Origin of the sequence: Stenotrophomonas sp. LMG 10879 (assembly GCF_002750935.1) — a bacterium.
Classification (GTDB): domain Bacteria; phylum Pseudomonadota; class Gammaproteobacteria; order Xanthomonadales; family Xanthomonadaceae; genus Stenotrophomonas; species Stenotrophomonas lactitubi_B.
This window is the reverse complement of the sequence record NZ_PEJT01000005.1, coordinates 252,036-278,587: the sequence shown is the minus strand read 5'-3', so window position 1 is coordinate 278,587 and position 26,552 is coordinate 252,036. Positions and strand designations below refer to the sequence as shown.

At 67.9% G+C, this 26,552-nt stretch carries 22 protein-coding genes; 16 read left to right on the top strand and 6 right to left on the bottom strand.

Annotated elements, in window-relative coordinates; translation table 11 throughout:
• Window position 1: 1 nt before the first annotated feature.
• The 9 genes from CR919_RS09900 to CR919_RS09860 all read left to right on the top strand — a co-directional run bounded on the left by CR919_RS09900 (window position 2) and on the right by CR919_RS09860 (window position 9,652).
• Window positions 2–1,276, top strand: coding sequence for an NAD(P)/FAD-dependent oxidoreductase (locus CR919_RS09900; protein WP_099819877.1), 1,275 nt, complete (start codon window positions 2–4; stop codon window positions 1,274–1,276).
• Entirely contained in the window at window positions 1,264–1,818 is a 555-nt protein-coding gene (locus tag CR919_RS09895; protein WP_099819876.1) for a DUF3261 domain-containing protein, read from the top strand. Before CR919_RS09900 ends, CR919_RS09895 begins: the two co-directional genes overlap by 13 nt.
• Window positions 1,815–3,002, top strand: coding sequence for a beta-ketoacyl-[acyl-carrier-protein] synthase family protein (locus CR919_RS09890; protein WP_099819875.1), 1,188 nt, complete (start codon window positions 1,815–1,817; stop codon window positions 3,000–3,002). Before CR919_RS09895 ends, CR919_RS09890 begins: the two co-directional genes overlap by 4 nt.
• Window positions 2,999–3,457: a hotdog family protein gene (locus CR919_RS09885; RefSeq protein WP_099819874.1), complete on the top strand. Its 459-nt coding sequence runs from the start codon at window positions 2,999–3,001 to the stop codon at window positions 3,455–3,457. The genes CR919_RS09890 and CR919_RS09885 overlap by 4 nt, the downstream gene beginning before the upstream one ends.
• Window positions 3,454–4,185: a 3-ketoacyl-ACP reductase FabG2 gene (locus CR919_RS09880; RefSeq protein WP_099819873.1), complete on the top strand. Its 732-nt coding sequence runs from the start codon at window positions 3,454–3,456 to the stop codon at window positions 4,183–4,185. Before CR919_RS09885 ends, CR919_RS09880 begins: the two co-directional genes overlap by 4 nt.
• On the top strand, window positions 4,185–5,423 hold the full coding sequence (locus CR919_RS09875; RefSeq protein WP_025877989.1) for a beta-ketoacyl-ACP synthase: 1,239 nt from the start codon (window positions 4,185–4,187) through the stop codon (window positions 5,421–5,423). Before CR919_RS09880 ends, CR919_RS09875 begins: the two co-directional genes overlap by 1 nt.
• Before the next feature lie 37 nt (window positions 5,424–5,460).
• Entirely contained in the window at window positions 5,461–5,901 is a 441-nt protein-coding gene (locus CR919_RS09870; protein WP_025877987.1) for a hypothetical protein, read from the top strand.
• A 159-nt stretch (window positions 5,902–6,060) separates the two neighbouring features.
• Window positions 6,061–6,321 carry a YcgL domain-containing protein gene (locus tag CR919_RS09865; RefSeq protein ID WP_099819872.1) on the top strand — a complete coding sequence of 87 codons (261 nt, stop codon included), beginning with the start codon at window positions 6,061–6,063 and terminating at the stop codon, window positions 6,319–6,321.
• Window positions 6,314–9,652, top strand: a complete 3,339-nt coding sequence (locus tag CR919_RS09860) for an ankyrin repeat domain-containing protein (protein WP_099819871.1) — start codon at window positions 6,314–6,316, stop codon at window positions 9,650–9,652. The genes CR919_RS09865 and CR919_RS09860 overlap by 8 nt, the downstream gene beginning before the upstream one ends.
• 171 nt (window positions 9,653–9,823) lie before the next feature.
• On the opposite strand, the gene CR919_RS09855 is transcribed toward CR919_RS09860, so the two are convergent.
• Window positions 9,824–11,602 (bottom strand): monovalent cation:proton antiporter-2 (CPA2) family protein, encoded by a 1,779-nt coding sequence (locus CR919_RS09855; protein WP_099819870.1) that lies wholly within the window; start codon window positions 11,600–11,602, stop codon window positions 9,824–9,826.
• Between the two features lie 343 nt (window positions 11,603–11,945).
• Between CR919_RS09855 and mgtE the strand changes: the two genes are divergently transcribed.
• Both mgtE and CR919_RS09845 read left to right on the top strand, forming a co-directional pair.
• Complete coding sequence (mgtE, locus tag CR919_RS09850; protein ID WP_099819869.1) at window positions 11,946–13,316, top strand: magnesium transporter; 1,371 nt, start codon at window positions 11,946–11,948, stop codon at window positions 13,314–13,316.
• 253 nt (window positions 13,317–13,569) lie between these two features.
• A complete protein-coding gene (locus CR919_RS09845) occupies window positions 13,570–16,290 on the top strand; it encodes a bifunctional acetate--CoA ligase family protein/GNAT family N-acetyltransferase (RefSeq protein ID WP_099819868.1) in 2,721 nt (906 codons plus the stop codon).
• Between the two features lie 53 nt (window positions 16,291–16,343).
• Here CR919_RS09845 and CR919_RS09840 read toward each other — a convergent pair whose 3' ends face one another.
• The gene (locus CR919_RS09840; RefSeq protein ID WP_099819867.1) at window positions 16,344–16,724 is read right to left on the bottom strand and encodes a YbjQ family protein; all 381 of its coding nucleotides are present in this window, start codon (window positions 16,722–16,724) and stop codon (window positions 16,344–16,346) included.
• A 46-nt stretch (window positions 16,725–16,770) separates the two neighbouring features.
• Here CR919_RS09840 and CR919_RS09835 point away from each other — a divergent pair, with 46 nt between their 5' ends.
• A complete protein-coding gene (locus tag CR919_RS09835) occupies window positions 16,771–17,478 on the top strand; it encodes an alpha/beta hydrolase (protein WP_099819866.1) in 708 nt (235 codons plus the stop codon).
• Between the two features lie 121 nt (window positions 17,479–17,599).
• Here the strand turns inward: CR919_RS09835 and dkgB are convergent, their stop codons facing one another.
• Window positions 17,600–18,409: a 2,5-didehydrogluconate reductase DkgB gene (gene dkgB, locus CR919_RS09830; protein WP_099819865.1), complete on the bottom strand. Its 810-nt coding sequence runs from the start codon at window positions 18,407–18,409 to the stop codon at window positions 17,600–17,602.
• An 85-nt stretch (window positions 18,410–18,494) separates the two neighbouring features.
• The gene (locus tag CR919_RS09825; protein ID WP_099819864.1) at window positions 18,495–19,709 is read right to left on the bottom strand and encodes an MFS transporter; all 1,215 of its coding nucleotides are present in this window, start codon (window positions 19,707–19,709) and stop codon (window positions 18,495–18,497) included.
• Between the two features lie 105 nt (window positions 19,710–19,814).
• On the opposite strand from CR919_RS09825, the gene CR919_RS09820 reads away from it, so the two are divergent.
• Window positions 19,815–20,717 carry a LysR family transcriptional regulator gene (locus CR919_RS09820; RefSeq protein WP_099819863.1) on the top strand — a complete coding sequence of 301 codons (903 nt, stop codon included), beginning with the start codon at window positions 19,815–19,817 and terminating at the stop codon, window positions 20,715–20,717.
• Between the two features lie 91 nt (window positions 20,718–20,808).
• Here CR919_RS09820 and CR919_RS09815 read toward each other — a convergent pair whose 3' ends face one another.
• Window positions 20,809–22,929: a methyl-accepting chemotaxis protein gene (locus tag CR919_RS09815; RefSeq protein WP_099819862.1), complete on the bottom strand. Its 2,121-nt coding sequence runs from the start codon at window positions 22,927–22,929 to the stop codon at window positions 20,809–20,811.
• Window positions 22,930–23,112: 183 nt separating this feature from the next.
• Here CR919_RS09815 and CR919_RS09810 point away from each other — a divergent pair, with 183 nt between their 5' ends.
• Both CR919_RS09810 and CR919_RS09805 read left to right on the top strand, forming a co-directional pair.
• On the top strand, window positions 23,113–23,568 hold the full coding sequence (locus CR919_RS09810) for an Rrf2 family transcriptional regulator (RefSeq protein ID WP_099819861.1): 456 nt from the start codon (window positions 23,113–23,115) through the stop codon (window positions 23,566–23,568).
• Entirely contained in the window at window positions 23,558–24,463 is a 906-nt protein-coding gene (locus tag CR919_RS09805) for an NAD(P)/FAD-dependent oxidoreductase (protein ID WP_099819860.1), read from the top strand. Before CR919_RS09810 ends, CR919_RS09805 begins: the two co-directional genes overlap by 11 nt.
• Before the next feature lie 66 nt (window positions 24,464–24,529).
• On the opposite strand, the gene CR919_RS09800 is transcribed toward CR919_RS09805, so the two are convergent.
• Window positions 24,530–25,486: an aldo/keto reductase gene (locus CR919_RS09800; RefSeq protein ID WP_099819859.1), complete on the bottom strand. Its 957-nt coding sequence runs from the start codon at window positions 25,484–25,486 to the stop codon at window positions 24,530–24,532.
• A gap of 169 nt (window positions 25,487–25,655) precedes the next feature.
• Between CR919_RS09800 and CR919_RS09795 the strand changes: the two genes are divergently transcribed.
• The gene (locus CR919_RS09795) at window positions 25,656–26,513 is read left to right on the top strand and encodes a class I SAM-dependent methyltransferase (RefSeq protein ID WP_099819858.1); all 858 of its coding nucleotides are present in this window, start codon (window positions 25,656–25,658) and stop codon (window positions 26,511–26,513) included.
• Window positions 26,514–26,552: the final 39 nt, after the last annotated feature.

The following is a 26,552-nucleotide window of genomic DNA, read 5'->3' as shown; positions in this document are numbered from 1 at the left end:
GATGACTACTGCTGTGGATGCCGCTGATTCTTCCAGCCACGAAGACGTGGAACGTACCGAAATCCTGATCATCGGCGCCGGCCCGGCCGGTTCGGTGGCCGCGGCGATGCTGCGCCAGCAGGGGCGCAAGGTGCTGATGCTGGAACGCCAGCAGTTCCCGCGCTTTTCCATCGGCGAGAGCCTGCTGCCGCAGAGCATGGAATACATCGAAGCGGCGGGTTTGTTGCAGGACGTGGTCGAGGCGGGCTTCCAGTACAAGAACGGCGCGGCCTTCGTGCACGGGAACGCGCGCACCGCGTTCGACTTCAGGAAGAAGTTCTCGCCGGGTTGGGGCACCACCTACCAGGTGCAGCGCGCCGACTTCGACAACGTGCTGGCGCGTGGCGCCGAGCGCATGGGCGCGACCCTGCGCTTCGGCGACGAAGTGCTGGCGGTCGAGCCGGGCGAACAGCCGGTGGTGAACGTGCGCCGCCCGGATGGCAGCGAGTACCGCATCGAAGCCGATTTCATCCTCGACGCCTCCGGCTTCGCACGCCTGCTGCCGCGCCTGCTCGACCTGGAATCGCCGTCCAACTTCCCGGTGCGTGGCGCCATCTTCTGCCACGTGCGTGACAACATCCCGGCCGAAGCGGATTTCGACCGCAACAAGATCCTGATCACCACCCATCCCGAGCATATCGACGTCTGGTACTGGACGATCCCGTTCTCCAACGGTTGCTGCTCGCTGGGCGTGGTGGCCGAGCCGTCATTCTTCGAACGCTACGAAGGCGACGACCTGCAGAAGCTGCAGGCCATCGTCGGCGAGGACCCGAACCTGACCTCGCTGCTGGCCAACGCGGAGTGGGCGGTGCTGCCGGTGCGCCGCATCACCGGCTATTCGGCGAATGTCAGTTCGCTGTGGGGCCCGGGTTATGCGCTGCTGGGCAACGCCGGCGAGTTCCTCGATCCGGTGTTCTCCTCCGGCGTCACCATCGCGTTCAAATCCGCGCAGCTGGCCAGCGAATGCCTGAAGCGCCGCTACGCGGGTGAAACGGTCGACTGGGAACGCGACTTCTCGATTCCGCTGCGTGCCGGCGTGAAAACCTTCCGCCGCTTCGTCGAAAGCTGGTACCAGGGCGGTTTCCAGAAGATCATCTACCACCCCAACCAGCAGCCGCAGGTGCGCGACATGATCAGCTCCATCCTGGCCGGCTACGCCTGGGACACCAACAATCCGTATGTGGCCGATGACAGTGGCCGCCGCATGCGTGTGCTGGAGGAATTGTGCAGCGCCTGATTGCCCGCCTTTCTGCGGTCCTGCTGTGCCTGCTGCTGGCCGCCTGTGCCAGCCGCATGCCGCGGCCGCTGGTCGAACTGCCGCCGCTGCGGTTGGCACCATCCAGCCTGCCGGCGCCGTTGGCCCTGCAGCAGCAGCTGCACTTCCGCTTCGGCAGCCACGAGCGTGACCTGGACGCGCTGCTGGAAGCCGACGCGCAGCAGGTGCAGCTGGCCGTGCAGGCGATGGGCCAGACCGGCGTGCGCCTGCAGTGGGACGGCCAGCAGCTGACCCAGCAGCGTGCGCCCTGGCTGCCGCCACAGGTGCGTGCCGAGCGCGTGCTGGACGACCTGCAGTTCGCACTGTGGCCGACCGATGCCATTGCCGCCGCGCTGCCGGCCGGCTGGCAGGTGAGCGATGACGGCCGCCAGCGCAGCCTGTCGCGCGACGGCACCGTGTGGCTGCAGCTGCAGCGCCTGGACGATGGCAGCGTGCAGCTGGACAACCGCGCCGAGGGCTACACGCTGCGCATCGAATCGATCGACATGGCCGGCCAGCAATGAACAGCGCGCCCATTTTCCTCAACGACCTCGGCGTGGTCTGCGCACTGGGCGAGGGTCGCGCCGCGGTCGCCGCTGCGCTGTTCGCTGATGCGCCAAGCGGGCTGAGCGACAACGCCACCCTGCTGCCAGGTCGCACCCTGGCGCTGGGCGAAGTGCACAGTCCGCTGCCGACGCTGGAAGCACTGCCGGTGTCCCTGCGGGGACGCAACAACGCGCTGCTGGACGTGGCCCTGGCGCAGATCGCGCCGGCCGTTGCCGATGCCATCAGCCGTTACGGTGCGGAACGCGTGGCCGTGGTGCTGGGCACCAGCACCTCGGGCATCGGTGAATCCGAGCAGGCGCTGCGTACCCGCGCCGAGCACGGCCATTGGCCCGACGGGTTCGACTACGCGCAGCAGGAAATGGGCACCGCCGCGCAGTTCGTGCGAACCCGCAGCGGTGCGCTGGGCCCGGCCTGGACCCTGTCCACGGCCTGTTCGTCCAGCGCCAAGGCGTTGATGTCGGCCGCGCGCATGCTGCGTTCGGGCGTCGTCGATGCGGTCATCGCCGGTGGTGCCGATTCCCTGTGCCGGTTCACCGTGGCTGGATTCAGCGCGCTCGAATCGGTCTCCGCCGTGCGCTGCAATCCGTTCTCGCAGCATCGCTGCGGGATCAACATCGGCGAGGGCGCCGCGCTGTTCCTGCTGACCCGCGAACCGGGTGCGGTCAGCCTGGCCGGTTGGGGTGAGTCGGCCGACGCGCACCATATGTCCGCACCGGACCCGCAGGGTCTGGGCGCCATCGATGCCCTGCAGCAGGCGTTGCAGCGTGCCGGCTGGGCGCCTTCGGAAGTGGATTACGTGAATCTGCATGGCACTGCGACCGGCCACAACGACGCGATGGAGAGCCTGGCGGTGGCGCAGGTGCTGGGCACCGATGTGCCCGCCAGTTCGACCAAACCACTGACCGGCCACACGCTGGGTGCGTCCGGTGCGATCGAAGCGGCGCTGTGCTGGATCCTGCTGGCCGAGAATCCGCAGCAGCAGCTGCCGCCGCACTGGTGGGACGGCGTGGCCGATCCGGCGCTGCCGGCGTTGCCGCTGGTCGCCCCGGCGACCTTCCTGCCGCAGCTGCCGCGGCGGGTGCTGAGCAATTCGTTCGCCTTCGGCGGCAGCAATGCCGTGCTGGCATTGGAGCGCCGATGAACCTGCCGCTGTACGCCATCGAAGAGGTGGTGCCGCACCGCCAGGACATGTGCCTGCTGGACCGCATCCTGCGCTGGGACCAGGACAGCATCGAGGCGGAACTGGTGGTGCCCGAGGCCGGCCTGTTCATCGAAGACGGTGCCGTCCCGGCCTGGGTCGGCATCGAATACATGGCCCAGGCCATCGCCGCCTGGGCCGGTTGCCGTGCGCGCACGGCCGGCAACCCGCCGCGGCTGGGCTTCCTGCTCGGCAGCCGGCGCTATGCCAGCACGCGCAGCAGTTTCCCCAGCGGCACCCGCCTGCAGGTACAGGCGCGTTGCGAACTGTTGGGCGACAATGGATTAGGGATGTTCGCCTGCCGCATCCTGGCAGGCGAGGAAGAATGGGCGGTTGCCAACGTGTCGGTGTTCGAACCGGCCGACTCGATGGCCTATCTGGAGAGTGGACAGGCATGACAGGAAATCGAAGCGTGCTGGTGACCGGCGCGAGCCGGGGCATCGGCCGGGCCATTGCGCTGCGTATCGCGCGCGATGGCTTCGACGTGGTGGTGCATTGCCGCAGCCGTGTGGAAGAAGCACAGGCAGTGGCCGACGAGATCCAGGCACTGGGCCAGCAGGCCCGCGTGCTGGCCTTCGACGTGGCCGACCGTGCCGCCGCGCGCGCCGCGCTGGAAGCGGACGTGGAGGCACATGGCGCCTATTACGGCGTGGTGTGCAATGCCGGCATCGCCCGTGACGGCGCCTTCCCGGCGCTGTCCGAGGACGACTGGGACCAGGTGATCCACACCAACCTGGACGGCTTCTACAACGTGCTGCATCCGCTGATCATGCCGATGGTGCGGCGGCGCAAGCCGGGCCGCATCGTCACTCTGTCCTCGGTGTCCGGCGTGGCCGGCAACCGTGGCCAGGTCAATTACAGTGCAGCCAAGGCCGGCATCATCGGTGCCAGCAAGGCATTGGCGCTGGAGCTGGCCAGCCGCCAGATCACCGTCAACTGCGTGGCCCCGGGCCTGATCGAGACCGACATGCTCAACGAAGAAGTGGTCGAACACGCATTGAAGCTGATTCCGGCCGGCCGCGTCGGCCGTCCCGAGGAAGTGGCGGCCACGGTCGCGTTCCTGCTGTCCGAGCCGGCCGGCTACATCACCCGCCAGGTGATCTCGGTCAACGGGGGGATGATCTGATGGCCGCCGATCGTCGCGTGGTGGTCACCGGTGCCGCCGCCATCAGTCCGCTCGGCCACGACTGGCCGACCATCCAGGCCCATCTGCGCAGCTGCCGCAACGCGGTGCGTTCGATGCCGGAATGGGATGTGTATGCGGGCCTGAACACCAAGCTGGCCGCACCGGCGCAGGACTATGAGCTGCCGCCGAACTACAACCGCAAGACCACCCGCTCGATGGGCAAGGTCGCGATCATGTCGGTGCGCGCCACCGAGGTCGCCCTGCGTGAGGCAGGCCTGTTCGAGCACCCGGTGCTGCGCAGTGGCCGCACCGGCGTGGCCTACGGCTCCTCGTCGGGCAGCCACGAGGCCACCGGTGAATTCGGTCGCATGCTGCATGAGTTCACCACCGACGGCATCAGCGCCACCACCTACCTGAAGATGATGAGCCACACCGCGCCGGTCAACATCGGTGTGTTCTTCGGCTTGTCCGGGCGTGTCTACACCACCTCCAGCGCCTGTACGTCGGGCAGCCAGGGCGTGGGCGCCGGCTACGAAGCGATCCGCAGCGGCAAGCAGACGGTGATGGTGGCCGGTGGCGCCGAGCAGCTCGACGCCACCGCCGCGGCAGTGTTCGACACCCTGTTCGCCACCAGCACGCGCAACGACGCGCCGCACACCACTCCGCGCCCGTTCGATGCCGGCCGCGACGGCCTGGTGCTGGGCGAGGGCGCCTGCACGCTGATCCTGGAGGATCTGGAGCACGCGCAGGCACGCGGCGCGACCATCCTGGCCGAGATCGTGGGCTACGGCACCAACAGCGACGGCCAGCACGTCACCCAGCCCAGCGCCGACACCATGGCCCAGGCCATGCGCCTGGCATTGGAAGACGCCGGCCTGCAACCGGCACAGATCGATTACGTGAACGCCCACGGCACCGCCACCGACCACGGTGACATCGCCGAGACCCAGGCCACCGCCCAGGTGTTCGGCAGCCGCGTGCCGATCAGCTCGTTGAAGAGTTACGTCGGCCACATGCTGGGCGGTTGCGGTGCGTTCGAAGCCTGGATGAGCATCGAGATGATGCGCGCCGGATGGTTCGCGCCGACCCTGAACCTGGTCGAGGTGGACCCGCGCTGCGGCCAGCTCGACTTCATCACCGGGCAAGGCCGCGAGCTGCAGGCCGAGTACGTGATGAGCAACAACTTCGCCTTCGGCGGCATCAACACCTCGCTGGTGTTCCGCCGCTGGAGCGCGTGATCCCGCCGTACCCGCACCTCAACAAGGAGACGTTCCGATGCGCCGCACCCTGCTGATCGCCACTGCCACCGCGCTGCTGGCCCTGACTTCCACCGCTTCGGCGCGCGATACCCGCGTCGAACAGTCCCTGCGCGAGCTGATCAGTTCGCAGGCCGCCAAAGATGCCGGCATCGACGGCAGCGTGCGCTTCTACCTGGCCGGCCAGCCGGTCAGCGTGCAGCAGCGCCTGGGCGAAGACGTGACCAACAAGAAGACCAACGCTGCCAACAAGAGCGACGTCGAGGCCTGCAACTGGGTGGCCCTGTCGGCGCTGCTGGCCCTGCAGGACGGTGCCAAGTCGCGCGGCGCCAACGCCGTGGTCGACATCGTCAGCTACTACAAGAAGAACGAGTTCAAGAGCGCGACCAACTACGAGTGCTGGGCCGGCACCTTCGTCGCCGGCGTGGCCCTGAAGGGCACCTACGCCAAGGTCAAGTAAGCGCGGCCGACCGGTGGCGCTGGCTGAACGGCATCGCCACATTGCTGAACCTCACCGGGGAAACGCCGTCGATCACGCCGCCATCGTCGCGTGACGGCTTTCCCCGGTGTCGGCTTTCCGACACAATCACGGCTCTTCCCGGGTTATCGTCCCGTGGACATGCACGCCTACGTCTATAAAAGCCAACTCAAGCCGGACACCTACGTCTATCTCGCCCGACGCGATGACTTCAGCGCTTTGCCTGCGCCGTTGTCGGCGTCGTTGGGGGCGCTCGTCTTCGTGCTGGACGTGACCCTGGACGCGCAGCGCCGGCTGGCCCAGGCCGATCCGGCCAAGGTGCGCAGCGAACTGACCGAGCGCGGGTTCTACCTGCAGGTGCCGCCGTCGGTGAGCAGCATGATGCTGCGCCACTATGACTGAGCTTTCCCGATCCCGCGCCCTGTCGCTGGCCTTCACCGTCGGTGCCTTGCTGGCGCTGGGATCGGCGCTGGGTGGCCTGCCCGGCGCGGTGCTGGCGGCGCTGGCCCAACCGGCGTTCGCGCTGGGGATTTCCTGGTGGCGGCGCAGCCGTGCGCTGCTGCCGCCGAAGGTGATCGCCCGCCAGGACCTGCCGGCCCTGCTGGCGCTGTGGACCGCCGCGCCGTTGCTGCTGGCCCTGCTGTTGGCCTGGCCGCTGGCCGCGCTGCGCGACAGCGGCAGCCTGGCCGCGGTGCTGGGCCTGAGCGTGCTGGTCAGCGCCGGCCTGCTCGCGGCCTGGCGCACCTGGCCGCTGTGGAACGATGTCGAGCGTCTCGATGGTGGCCTGGCCCAGCATTGGCAGGCGCTGGCGGGTCGTGACCTCAGCGCCTGGCGTGGTCTTGGCGTGGCGGCCCTGGTGATGGCCCTGGCGGCACTGGTGGTACTGCCGACCTGGCCGGACCTGCTGCCGGAAAGCGCGCGTTGGCCGTCGGCACTGGCGGTGCTGCTGCTGTCGCCGCTGCTGCACCTGCTGCTGCAGCGCATTGCACCGGCGCCGCTCGTGTCGCTGCGCAGCGCGGTTGGCGCTGAACTGCCGGTCGATCGCGAAACGCTGTTCAGCGCGGTGGTGGACACCACGCCGCTGGAAGCCCTGGCGCCGCAAGAGCTGACCCCGGCCCTGTACGAAGCCGCACGCCACGGCCGTATCGACCGTGCGCTGCAGCTGCTGCAGGCCGGCGCCGATCCATACTCCCTGCCTGACCCGAACTGGCGCGACCAGCGCAGCCTGGCAGTGCTCGCCGCCGTCCTGCCGGACCTGCGCCTGCTGCGTGAGCTGATCGGCCGCGGCGTCGATGTGAACGCGCCGCATCGCGGCATGACCCCGCTGCTGGCCGCGACCCGCGACAGCTGGCATGGGCGTCCGGAGGCGGTGATGACCTTGCTGGCCAACGGTGCCGATTCGCGCGCCACCGACAGTGAGGGCAATACGCCCCTGCACCATGCCGCCCGCAGTTCCGACCCGGGCGTGGCCGCGCTGCTGCGCGATGCAGCGGCTGAAGTCGACGCGCTGAACCGTGATGGCTGGTCGCCGTTGGCGGTGGCCTGCCAGGTCGGCAACTGGCGCCTGGCGCGCTTCCTGCTGGAGCGCGGCGCCCGCAGCGAGCCGGCTGACGGCACCCCGGTGCTGCTGGCCGCGGCCGCCACCGAAGACGATGATCCGGCCGGCGTGCAGCTGCTGCTCAAGCACAAGGCACGTGCCGACGCGCGTGACCGCCAGCGCCGCAGCGCGCTGCATGAAGCGGCACTGGCCGGCCACGTGGACATCATCGGCGTGCTGCTTGCCGCCGGTGCCAACCTGGAAGCGCGCGACGCGCTCGGCCGTACCCCGTGGCTGGAAGCTGCACGTGCCGGCCGCGCCGCCGTGGTCGAGCACCTGCTGCCACACAAGCCCGACCTGGTTGCTGTCGACACCGATGGCCGCAACGCGGTGCTGCTGGCAACGATGGCCGAGGACGTTTCGCCGCTGTTGATCAAGCGCCTGCTGGAACTGGGCATCGCCGCCGACGGCAGCGATCCGGCCGGCCGGCGCGCGGTGGACTACGCCGCCGAAGCCGGTCGCTGGGCGATCGTCGCCCTGCTGGATCCGTCCTATCCGTTGCCTGCCGCCGTCAGCGATGGCCTGGCCGAGCGCGGTGAGGCGGCCAGTGCCAGCGGCCTGCTGCCTGATCGTCCGCCGTTGACCCTGCTGCGCGAGGCGCTGGGGTTCGGCAACACCGATGGCATGGCCGCACTGGCCAGGCTGTGCCAGCCTGAAGAACTGGGTGGCCTGCTGCTCGACCCGGAGCTGGCGCTGGAGCCGCGTGCGGTCGACTGGCTGCTCGCCCACGGTGCCGATCCGTACGTGCGTGACGCCTGTGCCGATACACCGATGTTCGCGCTGCTGTCGCGCGGTATCGATGCCGTGCCAGCCCTGCAGGTGATGCTGCAGCATGGCCTGTCGCCGGCCGGCCGTGGTGGCCTGGCGCGTTTCCTGGCCGCCTGCGCGCAGCACGACCAGGCGGCGCGTGGCCTGGAACAGCTGGCGCTGGAACTGCTGGAACGCGGCGCCGATCCGTTTGCTGCCTCGCCGGCCGGTGATCCGCCGTTGTCACTGGCGGTGCGCCTGGGGTGGCTGCGCCTGCAGCAGGCCCTCCTCACCACCGGCGTGGACCGTGAAGCACGTGACAGCCATGGCATGACCGCGCTGCATCTGGCCACCGCACTGGCGCGCGAAAGTGCCCTGAAGCTGCTGGTGCAGCACGGCGCCTCGCCGGAAGCGCGTGCTGCCGATGGGCAGACGCCGCTGGGCGTGGCGCTGTCGATCGGTCGTCGCGATCTGGCCGACTGGCTGGACTGGCGGGTCTGGCCGCTGCCGCGCAGGACCCTGCGCGAAGGCGATCTGCCGGCCGCCGCGATGGCCGGTGATGTCGATGCCGTGCGTCGTTTGAATGATCTGGGCTTTGCCGTCGACGCCGTCGATGCGCAGGGCTGCACCGCGCTGCTGCGTGCTGCCGGCGGTGGCCATCTGGCCGTGGTCGACCTGCTGCTGGCGCGCGGCGCCGATCCGCAGCATGCCGCTGCCAGTGGTGCGACGCCGTTGTCGGCGGCGGTCAGCATGCGCCAGGTCGAGATCGTCTCGGCCCTGCTTGATGCTGGTGCGCAGCTCGAACACCGCCTGCCGGGCGGCGTCACCGTGCTGATGCTGGCCTCGGCGCTGGGCCTGCCGGACATCGTGGCGCGCCTGCTCACCGCCGGTGCCAACGTGCATGCCGGCGATGCCCAGCAGCTGGCACCGCTGCACTGCGCCGCCCTGTATGGCTTCAGTGCGCGCGACCGTTCGCGCCTGCTGGCGCTGCTCGACACCCTGCTGCTGGCCGGTGCAGAACCGGACCAGGCCGCCGCCGGTGCGGTCACGCCGCTGCTGCTGCTGATGGGCGCGCGCGCCGAACCGGGCACCGCCTGCGACGAGCAGGTGGTGATGGCCGCGGTCGAGCGCCTGCTCGATGAAGACGTGAGCCTGGACGTGCGCGACCCGCGTGGCTTCGGCCCGTTGCACCTGGCCGCCCTCCACGGGTTGCCGCTGCTGGTGCAGCGCCTGCTGCGCGCCGGTGCCGATCCGGAAGCGCGCGATGGCTTGAACCGCAGCCCGCGCGAGATCGCGGTGATGCGCGGCTTCATCGACGTCGCCGCCGAGTTCGAGCCGCGCGTGCCGGGCGTATCGTCGATGGCCAGGTTCCTGCGCGACAACGGCTGACCGGCCCGGGGTCGGATCCCTTTCCAACGGAAAGGGCTCTGACCCCAATACCTTGGGATCCTACCCCTGGTGGGTGCCGACCGTTGGTCGGCAGGATGCCTTCAGTAGATCCACGCCATGCGTGGATGATCGCCGCGCACGGAAACAACAACATCCACGCATGGCGTGGATCTACTTGTCGTCGCTTTCCGCGTCCGCTTCGAACAGGTGCATCAGGTCGTTGCGCGCATCGCGCGAAGTCTGGATCACCGCCGCCTCGTCGTCGTAGACCAGGTACTGGTCGCGCAGCAGCTTCTCGTCGTGTTCGCGGAACTGCTGCACATGGCGCTCGGCCACGTTCGGGGCCACGCCCAGCGCGGTCAGCACGCGCCCGCTCATTTCCAGGCTGGTACCGAACACTTCGCGGAACGGTTCGGCCGACATGTCCATCAACCGCCACGCATGCTGGCGGTTGCGTGCGCGTGCCAGCACCGTCGCATCCGGGTACAGGCGGCGCACCATGCGCACCGCGCGCAGGTTGGTTTCCGGGTCGTCCACGGTGATCACGAACACGTCGATGTGCTCGCCACCGGCGGCGCGCAGCATCTCCGGCCGGGTCGGGTCGCCGTAGTACAGCTGGTTGCCGAAGCGGCGCAGGTCGGCCACGGTGTCCGGGTTCGCTTCCAGCGCCACGAACGGCACCTTCTGCGCGGTCAGCAGGCGCGCGATCACCTGGCCGAAGCGGCCCATGCCGGCAATCAGCACCTTCGGGCGATTGTCCGGCGCCACCTTGTCGGCCTCCGCCGCTTGGCGTGGCGCGGCTTTCTCCTCGCCGAGCAGGCGCAGCAGGGCGATCATCAGCAACGGGGTGATCGCCATCGACAGGCCGACAATCGCCACCAGCCGGTCATGGTTGGCATTGCCCAGCAGATGCGCACGCTGCGCTTCGTTGAACACCACGAAGGCGAATTCGCCGCCCAGCCACAACACGCTGCCCAGCAGCAGCGACTGCCGCGAACTGAGCTTGGCGATGCGGCCGATGGCGTACAGCAGGCTGAACTTCACCACCAGCAGGATCGCCACACCCGCGGCGATCATCCACGGCTCGGCGGCGATGCGGTCGAGGTCGATGCCCATGCCCACGGCGATGAAGAACAGGCCCAGCAGCAAGCCCTTGAACGGCTCGATCTGCGATTCCAGTTCGTGCCGGAATTCCGAATCGGACAGCAGCACGCCGGCCAGGAACGCTCCCAGGCTGGGGCTCAGGCCGGCTTCCTGCATGAACCAGGCGGTGCCCAGCACCACCAGCAGCGCAGTAGCGGTGAACACTTCCGGGCTGCGGGTGCGCGCGATGATGCCGAACAGGCGGCGCAGCACCGGCCGTCCACACAGGATCACCACCGCCAGCGCGCCCAGCGCGACGGCCGCATCTTCCCAGCGCAGCGTCTCGTTCTTGACCCCGCCCAGCAGCGGAATCGCGGCCAGCAGCGGAATGGCGATCAGGTCCTGGAACAGCAGGATGGCAAACCCCAGCCGGCCGTGGTCGCTGTTGATCGCCTTGTGCTCGGACAACAGCTGCAGGCCGACCGCGGTCGACGACAGCGCCAGCGCCACGCCCACCACCAGCGCGCTCTTCCACTGGAAGTGATCGAGCAGCAGCAGCCCGCCCAGCACCAGCCCGGACAGCGCCACCTGCGCTGCGCCCGCACCGAACACCGAGCGCCGCATCACCTTCAGCCGGGCAGGGGACAGCTCCAGCCCGATCACGAACAGCAGCATCACCACGCCGATCTCGGCCGCGCCGAGGATGCGGTCGGCATCCTGCACGAAGCCGAGGCCATCCGGCCCCAGCACCACGCCGGCCGCCAGGTAGCCCAGCACCGCGCCGAAGCCGAACTTCTTGAACACCGGCACCGCGATCACCGCGGCCAGCAGCAGCACCAGTGCCAGTTCCAGACCACCGCTATGCATGGGAATACCTGGTCATCGGAAGGCCGGCTGTGCGTCCGTTCGGCGGGGGGGAAGCGCGGCGGAGGCCACCTGGCCATTATGCGCGCGCGGCTGTGTACGCACGAGAACGGCAGTGGGCCCCTTGCCCGGTCACCGGCTGCGGGTTGACCTGCACCGGTCGCCGGTCCAGACTGCCCGCCGCTGCCGGCATGTCCGTCAGTACACCCCTCCAGAGTCCCCAACCCATGTCCAGCGACAGTAGAAGTCGACCTCGGTCGACGCCAGCGATGGCCACCGCCTGACATCGGGACGGTTTGCCTGCGTTGGCGTTGCGCGATGTCGCACCCCATGAAGGCGAATCACCATGAACCAGAAGCAATTGCTGCGTCCGGTGGCCGATGCCGCAGCATTGTCGGCACCGCTGGCGAACTACAACACCGCCGACGCGGTGGAATTCCTCAACACGCTCGAACTGCAGCGCGCCGCCGAGACGCTGGCTGCGCTGTCGTTGCCGCGTGCAGTGAAGATGCTGGAGGCGCCGGAGCTGCACCGCAGTGGCGAACTGGTTGCCGCGCTGCCGCCGGCACGCGCCGCCGCGCTGCTGGGGTTGATGGCCGACGACCGTGCCACCGACATCGTCCACGAGCTGGATGAAGAAGAACGCGCGCGGCTGATTCCGCTGCTGGGCAACGAAGCCCGGCAGACCATCCAGAAGCTGCTGAGCTACCCGCCGAACACCGCCGGTGCGCTGATGACCACCGAGTTCGTCGCCGTGCCCGCCACCTGGACCGTGGCCCAGACCCTGCAGCACATCCGCCAGGTCGAGCGCACGCGCGAGACCGTGTACGCGATCTACGTCCTCGACCCGGCCACCCAGCAGCTGCAGCAGGTGGTGACCATGCGCCGGCTGATCACCGGCCTGCCGGAGGAATCGATCCTGGACGTGGCCCAGGTCAATCCGCCGGTGATGGTGGATGCGCAGATGGACCAGGAAGACGTGGCACGGCTGATCCGCCGCCACGATCTGCTGGCGATCCCGGTGGTGGACGCGCAGCAGCACATGCTCGGCATCGTCACGGTCGATGACATTCTCGATGCACTGATCGAAGAGTCCACCGAAGACGCGCACAAGTTCGGCGGCATGGAAGCGCTGGACAAGCCGTACATGCAGATCGGCTTTTTCGAGATGCTGCGCAAGCGCGCCGGCTGGCTGAGCGTGCTGTTCGTGGGCGAGATGCTGACCGCCAGCGCGATGCAGCACTACGAGGACGAACTGGCGCGCGCGGTGGTGCTGACCCTGTTCATTCCGTTGATCATGAGCTCGGGCGGCAACTCCGGTTCGCAGGCGACCTCGCTGCTGATCCGCAGCCTGGCCCTGCGCGAGCTGCGCCTGCGCGACTGGTGGAAGGTGGCCCTGCGCGAAGTGCCCACTGGCATGGTGCTCGGTGCCATCCTCGGCTGCCTGGCCATCGTACGCATCGTGATCTGGCAGCTTGGTGGCTTCCATGACTACGGCGAGCACTGGATCCTGCTGGCGATCACCATCGGCGCCGCGCTGGTGGGCATCGTCACCTTCGGTTCGCTGTCCGGGTCGATGCTGCCCTTCATCCTCAAGCGGCTGGGCTTCGACCCGGCCAGCGCCTCGGCCCCGTTCGTCGCCACCCTGGTGGATGTGACCGGCCTGGTGATCTACTTCAGCATCGCCGCGATGATCCTGCACGGCACCCTGCTGTAACGGGGGCGTCATCCACGCATGGCGTGGATCTACTGTAAGGGGGCGTCATCCACGCATGGCGTGGATCTACTGTAAGGGGGCGTCATCCACGCATGGCGTGGATCTACTGGTCCTGGCAGCCGTGGTAGATCCACGCCATGCGTGGATGTATCGGTCGTGGCCGCCGTAGTAGATCCACGCCATGCGTGGATGCGATGCCAGGTTCCTGCGCACGATCATGCCGCCGCAGCACCGGTCCGTGTAACGTAGGCACATGAGTACCTACCACCTGCAGTCCGTGTTCCGTCCGCAGTCGGTCGCGGTGATCGGCGGCAGCCCGCGTGAGCGCTCGGCCGGCCGCGCAGTGATGCGCAACCTGCGTGGCACCGGCTTCCCCGGCAAGGTGGCATGGATCAACCCGCGCCACGCCGAGATCGATGGCATCCGCACGGTCAAACGCTTGAAGGACCTGGACTGGGTACCGGAACTGGTGGTGATCACCGCGCCGGCCGCCATCGTGCCGCAGGTGGTACGCACCGCCGCCGAACGTGGCGTACAGGCCGCGATCATCCTCACCGCGCATCTGGGTGAAGGCCCGGGTTCGCCGTGGGCACAGGTGGAGGCGGCCGCGCGCGCGCATGGCCTGCGCATCCTCGGCCCGCACTGCCTGGGCGTGATCGCACCGCATGCACGGCTCAATGCCAGCATCGCCGCGCATTTCCCGCAGGCCGGCGACCTCGCGCTGATCTCCGAATCCTCGGCGATCGCCGCCGCCCTGGTGGAGTGGGGCGTGGCACGTTCGGTGGGGTTCTCCGCCGTGGTCTCGCTGGGCGACACCATGGACGTGGACTTCGGCGACCTGCTGGACTATTTCGCCACCGACTACCGTACCCGCGCCATCCTGCTCTACGTCGAGCAGATCAAGGACGCCCGCAAATTCATGTCGGCCGCACGTGCCGCTGCGCGTGCCAAGCCGGTGGTGGTGGTGAAGTCCGGCCGCGCCGAACGGGTGCAGCCGGGCAGCGCCGATACCCACGTGCAGGCACTGGCGCGCGCTGATGATGTCTACGGCGCGGCATTCAACCGTGCCGGCCTGCTGCGGGTGAGTGCGCTGGACGAACTGTTCACCGCAGCCGAATCGCTGGGCCGCCTGGGTACCTTCCCCGGGCGTCGCCTGGCCATCCTCAGCAACGGCGGCGGTGTCGGCCACCTGGCGGTGGACCAGCTGATCGCCCTGCATGGCACGTTGGCGCAACTGTCCGACAGCACCGTGCAGAAGCTCGATGCAGTACTGCCGCAGGGCTGGTCGCGCAGCAACCCGGTCGACATCGTGGTCGATGCCGATGGTGATCGCTATGCCACGGCCATCGAGGCGCTGCTGGCCGACAACGAGAACGACGCGGTGCTGGTGGTCAACGTGCCCACGGCGTTCACCTCCTCGGCCGACGCCGCGCAGGCGCTGACCCGCACGCTGGGCCTGCGCCCGCGTCATCACCGTGACAAGCCGGTGTTCGCGGTGTGGCTGGGCAACGACGACCAGGCCACCGCCACTCTCAATGCGGCACGCGTGCCGACCTATCCCACCGAAGCCGAGGCCGTGCGCGGTTTCCAGCATCTGGTGCGTTACCGCGAAGCACAGAACGCGTTGATGGAAACGCCGCCCAGCCTGCCGCAGGACTTCAGCGTGGATACCGTGCGTGCACGCGCGCTGGTCGAGGCCGCGCTGGCCAACGGTCAAGGCTGGCTGGATCCGCTGGCCACCCATGAGCTGCTGAAGGCCTACGGCATTCCTTCTGCGCCGGTGATGCACGCGCGCGATGCGCACGAGGCGATGGATCTGGCGCAACCGCTGCTGGAGCGTGGCGCGACCGTCGCGCTGAAGATCCTGTCGCCCGATATTCCGCACAAATCCGAAGTGGATGGCGTGCGACTCAATCTGGCGACGCTGCCTGCGGTGCAGAGCGCGGCCAAGGCGATCCTTGCCCGTGCGCGACAGCTGCGACCGGACGCCCGCATCGACGGCCTGCTGGTGCAGCCGACCATCGTCCGCCCGAAGGCACGCGAGCTCATCGTCGGTATCGCCGACGACGCCACGTTCGGCCCGGTAATCGTGGTCGGCCGTGGTGGCACGGCGGTGGAAGTGATCAATGACAAGGCGTTGGCGCTGCCGCCGCTGGACCTGCGCCTGGCCCACGAGCTGATCGGCCAGACCCGCGCCTCGCGCATCCTCAAGGCCTACGGCGATGTGCCAGCGGCCGACGAGCGCGCACTGGCGCTGGCGCTGGTCAAGCTGGCGCAGCTGGCAGCGGATATTCCCGAAGTGCGCACGCTGGACATCAACCCGTTGCTGGTGGACAGCAAGGGCATCCTGGCGCTGGACGCGCGCGTGGCGGTTGCCCCGTCGCGCATCCTGCACAAAGGGCGTGGCCATCCACGCTTCGCCGTGTTCCCGTACCCGAAGGAATGGGAGCGCACCATCGAGCTGTCCGATGGCGGTCGCGCGTTCGTACGCCCGGTGCGGCCGGAAGATGACGCGTTGTTCCGTGCGTTCTTCGCGCGCGTCAGCGATGAGGATCTGCGCCTGCGCTTCTTCCAGTCGGTCAAGCACTTCAGCCACGAGTTCATTGCCCGCCTGACCCAGCTGGACTACGCGCGCTCGATCGCCTTGGTGGCCATTGAGCCGCGCACCGGTGAAATGCTCGGTGCGGTGCGACTGCATGCCGATGCGGACTATCACCGCGGCGAGTACGGCATCCTGATCCGCTCGGACCTGAAGGGCCATGGCATCGGCTGGCGCCTGATGGCGATCATGATCGAGTACGCCAAGTGGCTGGGCCTGGACGTGGTGGAAGGCCAGGTGCTGCGCGAGAACAGCACCATGCTGGCGATGTGCCAGAGCCTGGGCTTCAAGACCCGGCTGGACCCGGATGACCCGACGGTGATGATGGTGACGCTGCCGGTACAACAGGTCGAAGTCGCTGCGCCTCCGCTGTAGAGCCGAGCCCACGCTCGGCTGCACTTGATGCCATGCCCGGCGGAACGCCGGATTCAGCGCAACGGTTCCACCACCACCGCCGTGCCATAGCACAGCACTTCGGTCAGCCCGGTCATCACATCGGTGGCGTCGTAGCGCATGCCGATGATCGCGTTGGCACCCAGCTGCCGCGCGTGCCGCACCATGTCGCGGTAGGTTTCCTCGCGCGCCTGCTCGCACAACTCGGTGTAGATGGTGATGTTGCCGCCGAAGATCGTCTGCAGGCCGCCGAGGAAGTTGCCGACGATCGAGCGCGAGCGCACGGTGATGCCACGCACTACGCCCAGGTTGCGTGCGATGCGGTAGCCGGGCAGCTCGAAGGCGGTGGTGACCATCGAATCATCGAAGCGCGCTGCGGAGGTGGTGGGAGTGCCACTGTTGTAGGGATCGGCCATGGCTGTGTGGTCGTGTTGTGGGTTTGAAGGCGCCACAATACCCGCCATGACCGAACGTATTCCCCTGCTCCTCCTCCCGGGCCTGCTCAACGATGCCGAACTCTGGCGCGCGCAGCTGGCCGACCTGGCCGATATCGCCGACTGCACCGTGGGCGACCAGACCCGGGGCGAGACCTTGCAGGCGGTGGCCGAGGACGTGCTGGCGCAGGCGCCCGCGCGATTCGCGCTGGCCGGTTTCTCACTGGGTGGCTTCGTCGCCCAGCAGATCCTGCGCACCGCGCCGGAGCGCGTGCTGCAGCTGGCCCTGATCGACACCTCGATCCATGCCGACTCTCCCGAACGTGCGGAACAACGTCGCAGCCAGCGTGCCAGCGTGCGCCTGCCGGGCAAGTTCCACGGTTTCGGCGATGTGCTGATGCGCAGCTACATCGATGCCTCGCGGCTGGACGACTACGTGCTGGTGCAGCGCGTGCGTGACATGACCGCACGCCTCGGCGCGGAGGTATTCCTGCGGCAGAGCGCGCTGGAACGCAGTGATGGCCACGACGTGCTGACCGCTTACCGCGATCCGCTGCTGATTGTCTGTGGTGCGAACGACCGCATCACGCCGTTGGCGGTGAGCGAGGAGATGCACGCGCTGGTGCCGCATTCGCAGCTGGTGGTGGTGCCTGATTGCGGACACCTGGCGCCCATGGAAAAGCCGGACGAGGTGAGTGCGGCGATGCGCGGGTGGTTGTTGCAGGGCGAGGGCTGAACCCATGCTTCTGGTAGGTGCCGACCTTGATCGGCACGGTGTTTCATCGATCGACCAGAGGTAAGCGCCGACCAAGGTCGGCACCTACCGGTAGCGCCGGGCCATGCCCGGCGGCTTTTGCTCAATCCCAGGCCGGCGCAATGCCTTCCGGGTTGGCCAGGCGATGGCCGCGGTCCAGCTTGGCGATCTGCGCCATGTCGTCCTCGGTCAGGCGGATCGCCGCAGCCTCCAGGTTGCTGGCCAGGTTCTCGCGCTTGGTCGACGACGGAATGACCGCGTAGTCCTGCTGCAGCGCCCACGCCAACGCGATCTGCGCCGGGCTGGCCTGGTGGCGGCCGGCGATGGCCTGGATCACCGGGTCCTTGATCACCTCGCCATAGGCCAGGCTCATGTAGGCGGTGACGCGGATGCCGTTGTCCTGCAGGAACTTCACCAGCAGGCGGTTCTGCAGGTACGGGTGGATCTCGACCTGGTTGGTGGCGATCGCATCGGCGCCGAGGATCTCAATCGCCTTGCGGGTCTGGGCGATGGTGAAGTTGGAGATGCCGATCTCGCGGGTCAGTCCCTGTGCCTTGGCTTCGGCCAGCGCGGTCAGGTACTCCTCCATCGGCGTATCGACCTTGTCGTTCGGCGACGGCCAGTGGATCAGCGCCAGGTCGACATGGTCGGTGCGCAGCTTTTCCAGGCTGGTACGCAGGCTTGCCAGCAGCGCATCGCGCTTGAACTCGGTGATCCACACCTTGGTGGTCAGGTAGATCTCGTCACGCGGCACGCCGGACTCGGCGATGGCCTGGCCGACCTCGGCTTCGTTGCCGTAGATCTGCGCGGTGTCGATGGCGCGGTAGCCGACGTCCAGTGCGTTGCGCACCGAGTCGATCACGGTCTGGTCTTTCAGGCGGAAGGTGCCGAGACCGAAAGCGGGGACAGTCATGGAGAACTCCAAAGCGGGGGAAGGAGGTGATCACAAAGGGTAGGGCAGGGGCCGTGTGCATGCCGGCAACGGTGCATTGCGCTCATCAATGCGCCGCAATGGTGATGCCTTCGGCGCGATCATCGATGCCGTCGCGACGGTCCAGGCGACCGCTCAGCACGGTCAGGCCATACGCGCCGACCACCACCAGCGCGCCCAGCCACGGCGTGTGCATCAGGCCGATGTGTTCGACCACCAGGCCGCCCAACGACGCACCCAGCGCGATGCCGATGTTGAACGCGGCGATGTTCAGGCCCGAGGCCACGTCGGTGGCCTGCGGTGCGTAGCGCTGTGCCTGCTTGACCACATACACCTGCAGGCCGGGCACGTTGCCGAATGCCACCGCGCCCAGTGCCAGTACGGTCAGCAGCATCAACCAGGTGTTGTGGGCGGTAAAGGTCATCACCAGCAGCACCACGGCCAGCAGCGCGAAGATGCGCTTCAGCGCGGGCACCGGGCCCATGCGGTCGGCCATGCGGCCGCCCCACAGGTTGCCGATCGCCACCGACACGCCATACACCAGCAGCACCAGGCTGACCGCGTTGGCCGAGAAGCCGGTGACGTCCTGCAGGATCGGTGTCAGGTAGGTGAAGGACAGGAAGGTGCCGCCGTAGCCGAGTGCGGTGATGGCGTAGACCATCAGCAGGCGCGGCTGCGCAAGCACGCCCAGCTGCTGGCGGAAGGTGGCCGGCGCGCTCTGCGCCAGGCCGCGCGGCACGAACAGCAGAGCGCCCAGCAGCGCGATCACGCCCAGCCCGGCCACGGCCAGGAACGTAGCGCGCCAGCCCAGGTGCTGGCCGATGAAGGTACCCAGCGGTACGCCGGTCACCAGCGCCACGGTCAGGCCGGTGAACATGATGGCGATGGCACTGGCGGCCTTCTCCTTCGGCACCACGGCGGTGGCGATGATCGAGCCGATGGAGAAGAACACCCCGTGGGCCAGGCCGGTGAGGATGCGGGCGACGATCAGCGAGGTATAGCCCGGTGCCATCCATGCGATGACGTTGCCGAGGGTGAACAGCACCATCAGCGCGACCAGCAGGGTCTTGCGCGGCACACGGCCGGTGAGTGCGGTCAGCACCGGTGCGCCGACGGCCACGCCGAGCGCATACAGGGACACCAGCAGGCCGGCCGACGGCAGGCTGACCTGCAGGTCGGCGGCGATGGTCGGGATCAGGCCGACGATGACGAACTCGGTGGTGCCGATGGCGAAGGCGCCGAGGGTCAGCGCCAGCAGGGCGAGCGGAATGCCACGGATCATGACAGTGTCCAGAGGGGAGGAAGGGGCGCAGTGTGCGCGGCCGACCTTTGCCGAAAAACCGGTCTTCACGCCAATCACTCTTGCCGCGTGGTCAATAATGGCCGCATGAAAACCACCCTCGACGAAATGCAGGCCTTCCTGGCGGTGATCGACAGCGGTTCGATCAGCGCCGCCGCCGAGCAGCTGGGGCAGACGCCTTCAGGCGTGAGCCGCGCGCTGGGCCGGCTGGAGGACAAGCTGGGTACGACCCTGCTGACCCGTACCACCCGTCGCCTGCACCTGACCGCCGAGGGCGAGGCCTACCTGCGTCATGCGCGGGCGATCATCGATGCAGTGGAATCGGCCGAGGAACAGATGGCCGCGCGCCGCGAGCGCCCGGCTGGCAGGCTGCGGGTGGATGCGGCGATGCCGTTCGTGCTGCACGTGATCGCGCCGCTGGTGGCCGGCTACCGCGCGCGCTATCCGGAGGTGCAGCTGGAGTTGAACAGTTCCGAGCGCTACATCGACCTGCTGGAACGGCGTACCGACCTGGCGATCCGCATCGGCCCGCTGGCTGATTCCACGCTGCATGCGCGGCCGCTGGGGCGCTGCCGGCTGCAGGTGCTGGCCAGCCCGGGCTATCTGGCCGCGCACGGAGAGCCGGCCAGCGTGGCGGCGCTCGGCCAGCACACGCTGCTCAGCTTCAACGAACCGGAATCGCTGAACCGCTGGCCGCTGCCGGGCGATGCCGACGGGCAGCTGCTGGTGCGCCCGGATATCGCGGTGTCCAGCGGCGAGACGCTGCGCACGCTGGCGGTGGAAGGCGTGGGCATCACCTGCCTGTCCGACTTCGTGACCGAACGTGATCGTGCGGCCGGCACGCTGGTGCCGGTGCTGGCCGCACAGACGCTGGACGTGTACCAGCCGATCCATGCGGTGTACTACCGCAACACGGCCGTGTCGGCGCGGATCAGCTCGTTCCTGGATTACCTGGGTGAAGCGATGGCCGCATCGGATTACCTGCGCTGATGTGAGCCGAGCGTAGGCTCGGCTCTACAGAGCCCGGAACGATCGACGGCCCGGTTTAGAGCCGAGCCCATGCTCGGCTGCCTGCAAAGGATCAGGCCGCCCGCGCCAAGGCACCCTTTGCCGCCGCCGTGGTCGACAGATCGAACACATCCACCGAATCGATCAAGCGGTTCGCCTGCTGTTCCAGGCTGCGTGCCGCCGCGCTCGCTTCTTCCACCAGCGCAGCATTCTGCTGGGTGGTGCCGTCCATCTGGATGATGGTCTGGCTGACCTGCTCGATGCCCGCCGACTGCTCCTGCGAGGCAGCGGAGATCTCGGCCATGATGTCGGTCACGCGCTGCACCGAAGCGACGATCTCGGCCATGGTGTCACCGGCCTGGCGCACACGCTGCGTACCGTGGCCCACCTGTTCCACCGACGCCTCGATCAGCGACTTGATTTCCTTGGCTGCCGCCGCCGAGCGCTGCGCCAGCGTACGCACTTCACTGGCGACCACCGCGAAGCCGCGGCCCTGCTCACCGGCACGCGCTGCTTCCACCGCCGCATTCAACGCCAGGATATTGGTCTGGAATGCGATGCCGTCGATCACGCTGATGATGTCGGCGATCTGCCGCGAGGAGCCTTCGATCGCATCCATCGTCGCCACCACCTGGCCGACCACTTCACCGCCGTGCGAGGCCACGCTGTGCGCACCGATCGCCAGCTGGTTCGCCTGCCGCGCATGCTCGGCGTTCTGGCGCACGGTGGAAGTCAGTTCTTCCATCGACGCGGCGGTTTCTTCCAGGTTCGCCGCCTGCTGTTCGGTGCGGCGCGACAGGTCGTTGTTGCCGGCGGCAATCTCGGCCGCGGCGGTGTGGATGTTGCCCGAGGCGTGCTTGATGTCGGTGACGATCGTGGCCAGCTGCGCCGCCGTGGTGTTGGCATCGCCGGCAATGCGGGCGAACACGCCCTGGAAATCGCCGTGCATGCGTGCGCCCAGGCGACCATCGGCAATGGCGCGCAGCATGGTCGAGACCTCGCCGAGGTTGTGTTCGGTGGTCTGCATCAACCGGTTCAGGCCATCGACCATCGCGCGGAAATCATGCTCGAAGCGCGCGCTGTCGCCGCGCTGGCTGAAGTCGCCTGCGGCAGCGGCTTCGGCCAGGCGGCGGATCTCGCCGTTGATCGCACCGAGGTTGGATTTGACCGCATCCAGTGCCTGGGTGATCACCGCCTTTTCGCCCGGCAGACGCTCCATGTCCAGGCTGAGGTCGCCCACTGCATAGCGGCCCATGATCGCGATCGCGCGCATCTTCACCTGGATGTGTGCATCGACCAGGGTGTTGGTGTCGGCCACCATCGTGCCGTAGGCACCGGGGAAGGCGCTGCTGTCCATGCGGTGGCTGATCGTGCCGGCGTCGTGTGCCTTGGCCATCGCGGTCTGCGCGTCGAGCACGCCGCGCACGGTGCTCTGCACGGCCTGCATCGCCTGCGCCAGGCGACCGATCTCGTCGCGGCTGCGCACCTGCACGCGGTAGTCGAGATCGCCGGCAGCGACCGCACGTGCGGCCGCTTCCACGGCCAGCACCGGCTGCACCACGGCGCGCCGCAGCCACCAGCCCAGGCCCATCAACAGCAGCACGGCCGCGCCAATGGTCAGTGCGGCGCACAGCAGCAGCGTCTGCCGTGCCTGCTGCGAACGCGCGGTCACTGCGGCTTCGGCCACCTGGGTGGCCTGCGTACCCAACGCATCCAGCGCGGTCGCCACCGGACGGTCTTTGCCACGCACCAGCGAATCGCCGGCCGCAGGATCGTAGCCGGCGTCAGCGAAGGCCTGCAGTGCCGCGTGGTAATCCAGCTGCAATTGAGCATGCAGGCCGGAAAACGCCTGCGCCAGTTCACGCGTGCGCGCATCGGGGCTGGCCGCCAGGCCTTTGGCCAGTTCGGTAACGAGGCGGCCTTCGCTGTCGAAGGCCTGCAGGTGGTGCTGGCGCAAAGCGTCATCGTGGCCGCGCAGCAGCACGTTCTTCCATTCCTGCACCTGCCCGCGGAACTCACGCTGCAGGCGCTCGGCGTCGCGGCTGTGGGCGACCTCCGGGGGGACTTCGGTGGACAGCTTCAACCAGGCAGACGCCAGGCCCGCCAGGGCGCAAACCAGGACAACGGCCAGACCAACAGAAACGGCACCGAGCAGCTTCGACTGCAGCCGCGGCGCATGGGAAGAGGCTTTCATGGGACGAGATCTCGGAAGGGGTGCGATGCGGTATCGACCATCCTTTAGGTCTCTGAAGTGCGATGCGTGTCACATTCCCGTTCTGTTTAGTGATGTGAAGGGTGTGTTTAATAGGACAAATGTGTCCATATGGAACGAAAGCAGACCCTCGACAGCTGGTTTAAATGTAACTATCGTAGTTACATGAAATCCGCGAATCTGCTCTCCGATGCCCTGCACGTGATGGCCCATCTGGTCGGCCAGCCCGGGCCGCGAACCTCCGAACAGCTGGCCACCTGCCTGCCAACCCATCCGGTGGTGATCCGCCGCCTGCTGGCGCAGATGCACAAGGCCGGCCTGGTCCGCAGCACGCGCGGCCACGGTGGTGGCAGCCAGCTCGCCCGCGATGCGGCGACGATCACCCTGCACGACGTCTACCAGGCCATCGGCGCGCCGCCGATGGTCCAGGTCGGTACCCGCGAAGGCATGGGCGGCTGCCCGATCCAGCAGCTGGTCAACCAGGCCCTGCTGGAGAGCGCCCGCGAAGCGCAGCGCCTGCTCGAGCAGCGGCTGCAGGCAACCACCCTCGACCAGCTGGGCGCCGACTTCGCCCGCCATCTTGCCCATCACCGTTCCCTGGAAGCTCACCATGAATCCTGATGTCCTCATCGTCGGCGGCAGCTACGCCGGCATCGCCGCCGGACTGATCCTGGCGCGTGCGCGTCGGCCGGTCACGATCATCGACGCGGGTTCGCCGCGCAACCGCTTTGCCAGCCATTCGCACGGCGTACTGGGCATGGACGGGATCAGTGGCGCCGAGTTGCTGAAGAACGCACGCCAGCAACTGCTGGACTACCCGACCGTGCGTTGGCTGAATGCCGAAGCCGTGCGGGCCTCGGCCAGCGCCGAGGGTGTGGAGGTGCATACCGCCGACGGTCAGGTGCTGACCGCGCGCAAGCTGCTGCTGGCCACCGGCATCGCCGACCAGCTGCCCGAACTGCCCGGCATGGCCGAACGCTGGGGCAGCACCGTGCTGCACTGCCCGTACTGCCACGGTTACGAAGTGGGTGGCGGTTCGATCGGCCTGCTCGGCGGCCATCCGATGTCGGCCGGCAAGGCGCCGCTGTTCGCCGATTGGGGCAACGTGACCTTCTTCAGCCAGGGCTTGCCGATCAGCGACGAGGAGCTGGCCGCCATGCAGCAGCGCGGCGTGCAGATCGAAACCACACCGGTGGTCGGCGTGCACGGCGAACAGACCACCTGGCTGGAGGTCGAGCTGGCCGATGGCCGCTGTATCGCCCAGCGTGCACTGTTCGTACCTGCCGGGCAGGCGATGGCCACGCCGCTGGTGCAGCAACTGGGCTGCGCGTTGGTGGAAAGTCCGCTGGGCGTGCTGATCGAGGTGGACATGATGAAACAGACCTCGGTGCCGAACGTCCATGCGGCCGGTGATGCGACCACGGTCGGCAACATCACCCTGGCCATGGCCGAAGGGGTGCGCGCGGGTATCGGCGTGCACCATGCGCTGGTCGGCGAAGACAGCCTGCCGCGTTGAGCTGCTGCATCCACGCGTGGCGTGGATCTACTGAACGGTGCCGACGTTGGTCGGCACCGTCCTTCCTCAGCCTTCCACGCTGGCCGCATCCAGCTGCGCCACGTCCTGCACGCTCAACGCGACGTTCGCCGCCGCCAGCAGGTCGTGCAGCTGTTCCACGCTGGTGGCGCTGACGATCGGTGCGGTGATCGACGGCCGTGCGATCTGCCAGGCCAGCGCGATCTGCGCGGCAGTAGCGTTGTGCTTGCTGGCCACATCATCCAGCGCCTGCAGGATGCGCAGGCCGCGCGGGTTCAGATAGCGCTTGACCACGGTGGCACCACGCGCGCTGCTTTTGCCGGCATCGTCCGGCGTGCGGTACTTGCCACTGAGAAAGCCACTGGCCAATGCGTAGTAGTTGATCACGCCGATCTGCTCGCGCTGCACCAGCGGTTCCAGTTCCTTCTCGTAGCCGGCGCGGTCGTACAGGTTGTACTCCGGCTGCAGGGTTTCGTAACGCGGCAGCTTGTAGTCGGTGGACACCTTCAGCGCTTCGGCTAGGCGCGTGGCGCTGTAGTTGGACGCACCGATGGCGCGCACCTTGCCTGCCTCGATCAGGCGACCGAACGCAGCCAGGGTGGCCTCCAGCGGCGTGGATTCATCGTCCTCGTGAGCCTGGTACAGATCGATCACATCGGTCTGCAGCCGACGCAGCGAATCTTCGACGGCCGCATTGATGTTGTCCGGGGTGAGGCCGGGCCGCTCGGCCCATTTGGCCACCTTGGTCGCCAGCACCACCTTGTCGCGCTTGCCGCTGCGCGCGAACCACTTGCCGAGCAGCGTCTCCGACTCGCCACCCTGGTTGCCCGGCACCCACGCTGAATACACATCGGCGGTGTCGACCAGGTTGAAGCCGGCATCGACGAAGGCATCCAGCAGCGCAAAGCTGGCCTTCTCATCGGCGCTCCAGCCGAATACGTTGCCACCGAAGGCGAGCGGAGCTACATGCAGGCCGGAACGGCCCAGTTCGCGGATTGCCGTCATGGGCACGGACTCCTTGGGGGAAGTCCTTCAGGATAGAGCGCGATGTGTGACCGCGCTGCGGCGCTGACCACAAAACTGTGTTCCGCGACGCGCACGCGGCTAACGTTTTGTGAACACCTGCGGCGCGACGGCTGCTAGTCTCGCCGCATCTTCCGCTGGAGTCGTCCCGATGATTGCTGCCTCATCCCTGCGTGGTTGCCGCGTGCTGCTTGCCTCGGCGCTGCTGGTCGCCGTTCCCGCATTCGCTGCACCGGCCACGGTCGCACCGGCAAAGATCCAGGTGTCGCCGGCGATCGATGCGGCGGTGAAGGCCTCGACCCGCGACCCGGCCAACGTCAAGCGCGACGGTTTCCGTCATCCTGCGCAGACGCTGGGCTTCTTCGGCGTGGCGCCGGAAAAGACCGTCATCGAGATCACGCCCGGCAATGGCTGGTACTCGGAAATCCTGGCGCCGCTGCTGCGCGACAAGGGTCATTACATCGCTGCGGTGGTCGATCCGCAGGCCGTGGCGGAAGGCCGCGGCCGCGACTACCAGCAGCGCAGCCGCGACAGCCTGGAAAAGAAGTACGCCGCCGCACCGGCACAGTTCGACAAGACCACCGTCGTCGCCTACGACCCGGCCAAGCCGGTGTTCGGCGCGGCCAACTCGGCCGATGTGGTGCTGACGTTCCGCAACGTGCACAACTGGCGCAAGGCGGGCCAGGCGCAGGGCATGTTCCAGGGCTTCTTCAACGTGCTCAAGCCGGGCGGCGTGCTCGGCGTGGTCGAGCACCGCGCCAAGGCCGACGTGGCCGACGCTGACGACACCGGCTATGTCGGCCAGCAGCAGGTGATCGCGATGGCCGAGGCTGCCGGTTTCAAGCTGGATGCGCGCACCGAGGTCAATGCCAACCCGCGTGATACCAAGGACCATCCGAATGGCGTCTGGACCCTGCCGCCGACCAACCAGCACGACAAGGCCGATGATGCGAAGTACCAGGCGATCGGCGAAAGTGACCGCATGACCCTGCGCTTCATCAAGCCGTAAGCCGGCACGTCGTACTGCCAGCGCGGATTCCCCAGTGTA

Bases quoted from the DNA above. Each gene is read 5' to 3' on its own strand.
- CR919_RS09900 (WP_099819877.1), top strand. From the start codon at position 2: ATGACTACTGCTGTGGATGCCGCTGATTCTTCCAGCCACGAAGACGTG.
- CR919_RS09890 (WP_099819875.1), top strand. From the start codon at position 1,815: ATGAACAGCGCGCCCATTTTCCTCAACGACCTCGGCGTGGTCTGCGCA.
- CR919_RS09885 (WP_099819874.1), top strand. From the start codon at position 2,999: ATGAACCTGCCGCTGTACGCCATCGAAGAGGTGGTGCCGCACCGCCAG.
- CR919_RS09880 (WP_099819873.1), top strand. From the start codon at position 3,454: ATGACAGGAAATCGAAGCGTGCTGGTGACCGGCGCGAGCCGGGGCATC.
- CR919_RS09875 (WP_025877989.1), top strand. From the start codon at position 4,185: ATGGCCGCCGATCGTCGCGTGGTGGTCACCGGTGCCGCCGCCATCAGT.
- CR919_RS09870 (WP_025877987.1), top strand. From the start codon at position 5,461: ATGCGCCGCACCCTGCTGATCGCCACTGCCACCGCGCTGCTGGCCCTG.
- CR919_RS09865 (WP_099819872.1), top strand. From the start codon at position 6,061: ATGCACGCCTACGTCTATAAAAGCCAACTCAAGCCGGACACCTACGTC.
- CR919_RS09860 (WP_099819871.1), top strand. From the start codon at position 6,314: ATGACTGAGCTTTCCCGATCCCGCGCCCTGTCGCTGGCCTTCACCGTC.
- CR919_RS09855 (WP_099819870.1), bottom strand. From the start codon at position 11,602: ATGCATAGCGGTGGTCTGGAACTGGCACTGGTGCTGCTGCTGGCCGCG.
- mgtE (WP_099819869.1), top strand. From the start codon at position 11,946: ATGAACCAGAAGCAATTGCTGCGTCCGGTGGCCGATGCCGCAGCATTG.
- CR919_RS09845 (WP_099819868.1), top strand. From the start codon at position 13,570: ATGAGTACCTACCACCTGCAGTCCGTGTTCCGTCCGCAGTCGGTCGCG.
- CR919_RS09840 (WP_099819867.1), bottom strand. From the start codon at position 16,724: ATGGCCGATCCCTACAACAGTGGCACTCCCACCACCTCCGCAGCGCGC.
- CR919_RS09835 (WP_099819866.1), top strand. From the start codon at position 16,771: ATGACCGAACGTATTCCCCTGCTCCTCCTCCCGGGCCTGCTCAACGAT.
- dkgB (WP_099819865.1), bottom strand. From the start codon at position 18,409: ATGACTGTCCCCGCTTTCGGTCTCGGCACCTTCCGCCTGAAAGACCAG.
- CR919_RS09825 (WP_099819864.1), bottom strand. From the start codon at position 19,709: ATGATCCGTGGCATTCCGCTCGCCCTGCTGGCGCTGACCCTCGGCGCC.
- CR919_RS09820 (WP_099819863.1), top strand. From the start codon at position 19,815: ATGAAAACCACCCTCGACGAAATGCAGGCCTTCCTGGCGGTGATCGAC.
- CR919_RS09815 (WP_099819862.1), bottom strand. From the start codon at position 22,929: ATGAAAGCCTCTTCCCATGCGCCGCGGCTGCAGTCGAAGCTGCTCGGT.
- CR919_RS09810 (WP_099819861.1), top strand. From the start codon at position 23,113: ATGAAATCCGCGAATCTGCTCTCCGATGCCCTGCACGTGATGGCCCAT.
- CR919_RS09805 (WP_099819860.1), top strand. From the start codon at position 23,558: ATGAATCCTGATGTCCTCATCGTCGGCGGCAGCTACGCCGGCATCGCC.
- CR919_RS09800 (WP_099819859.1), bottom strand. From the start codon at position 25,486: ATGACGGCAATCCGCGAACTGGGCCGTTCCGGCCTGCATGTAGCTCCG.
- CR919_RS09795 (WP_099819858.1), top strand. From the start codon at position 25,656: ATGATTGCTGCCTCATCCCTGCGTGGTTGCCGCGTGCTGCTTGCCTCG.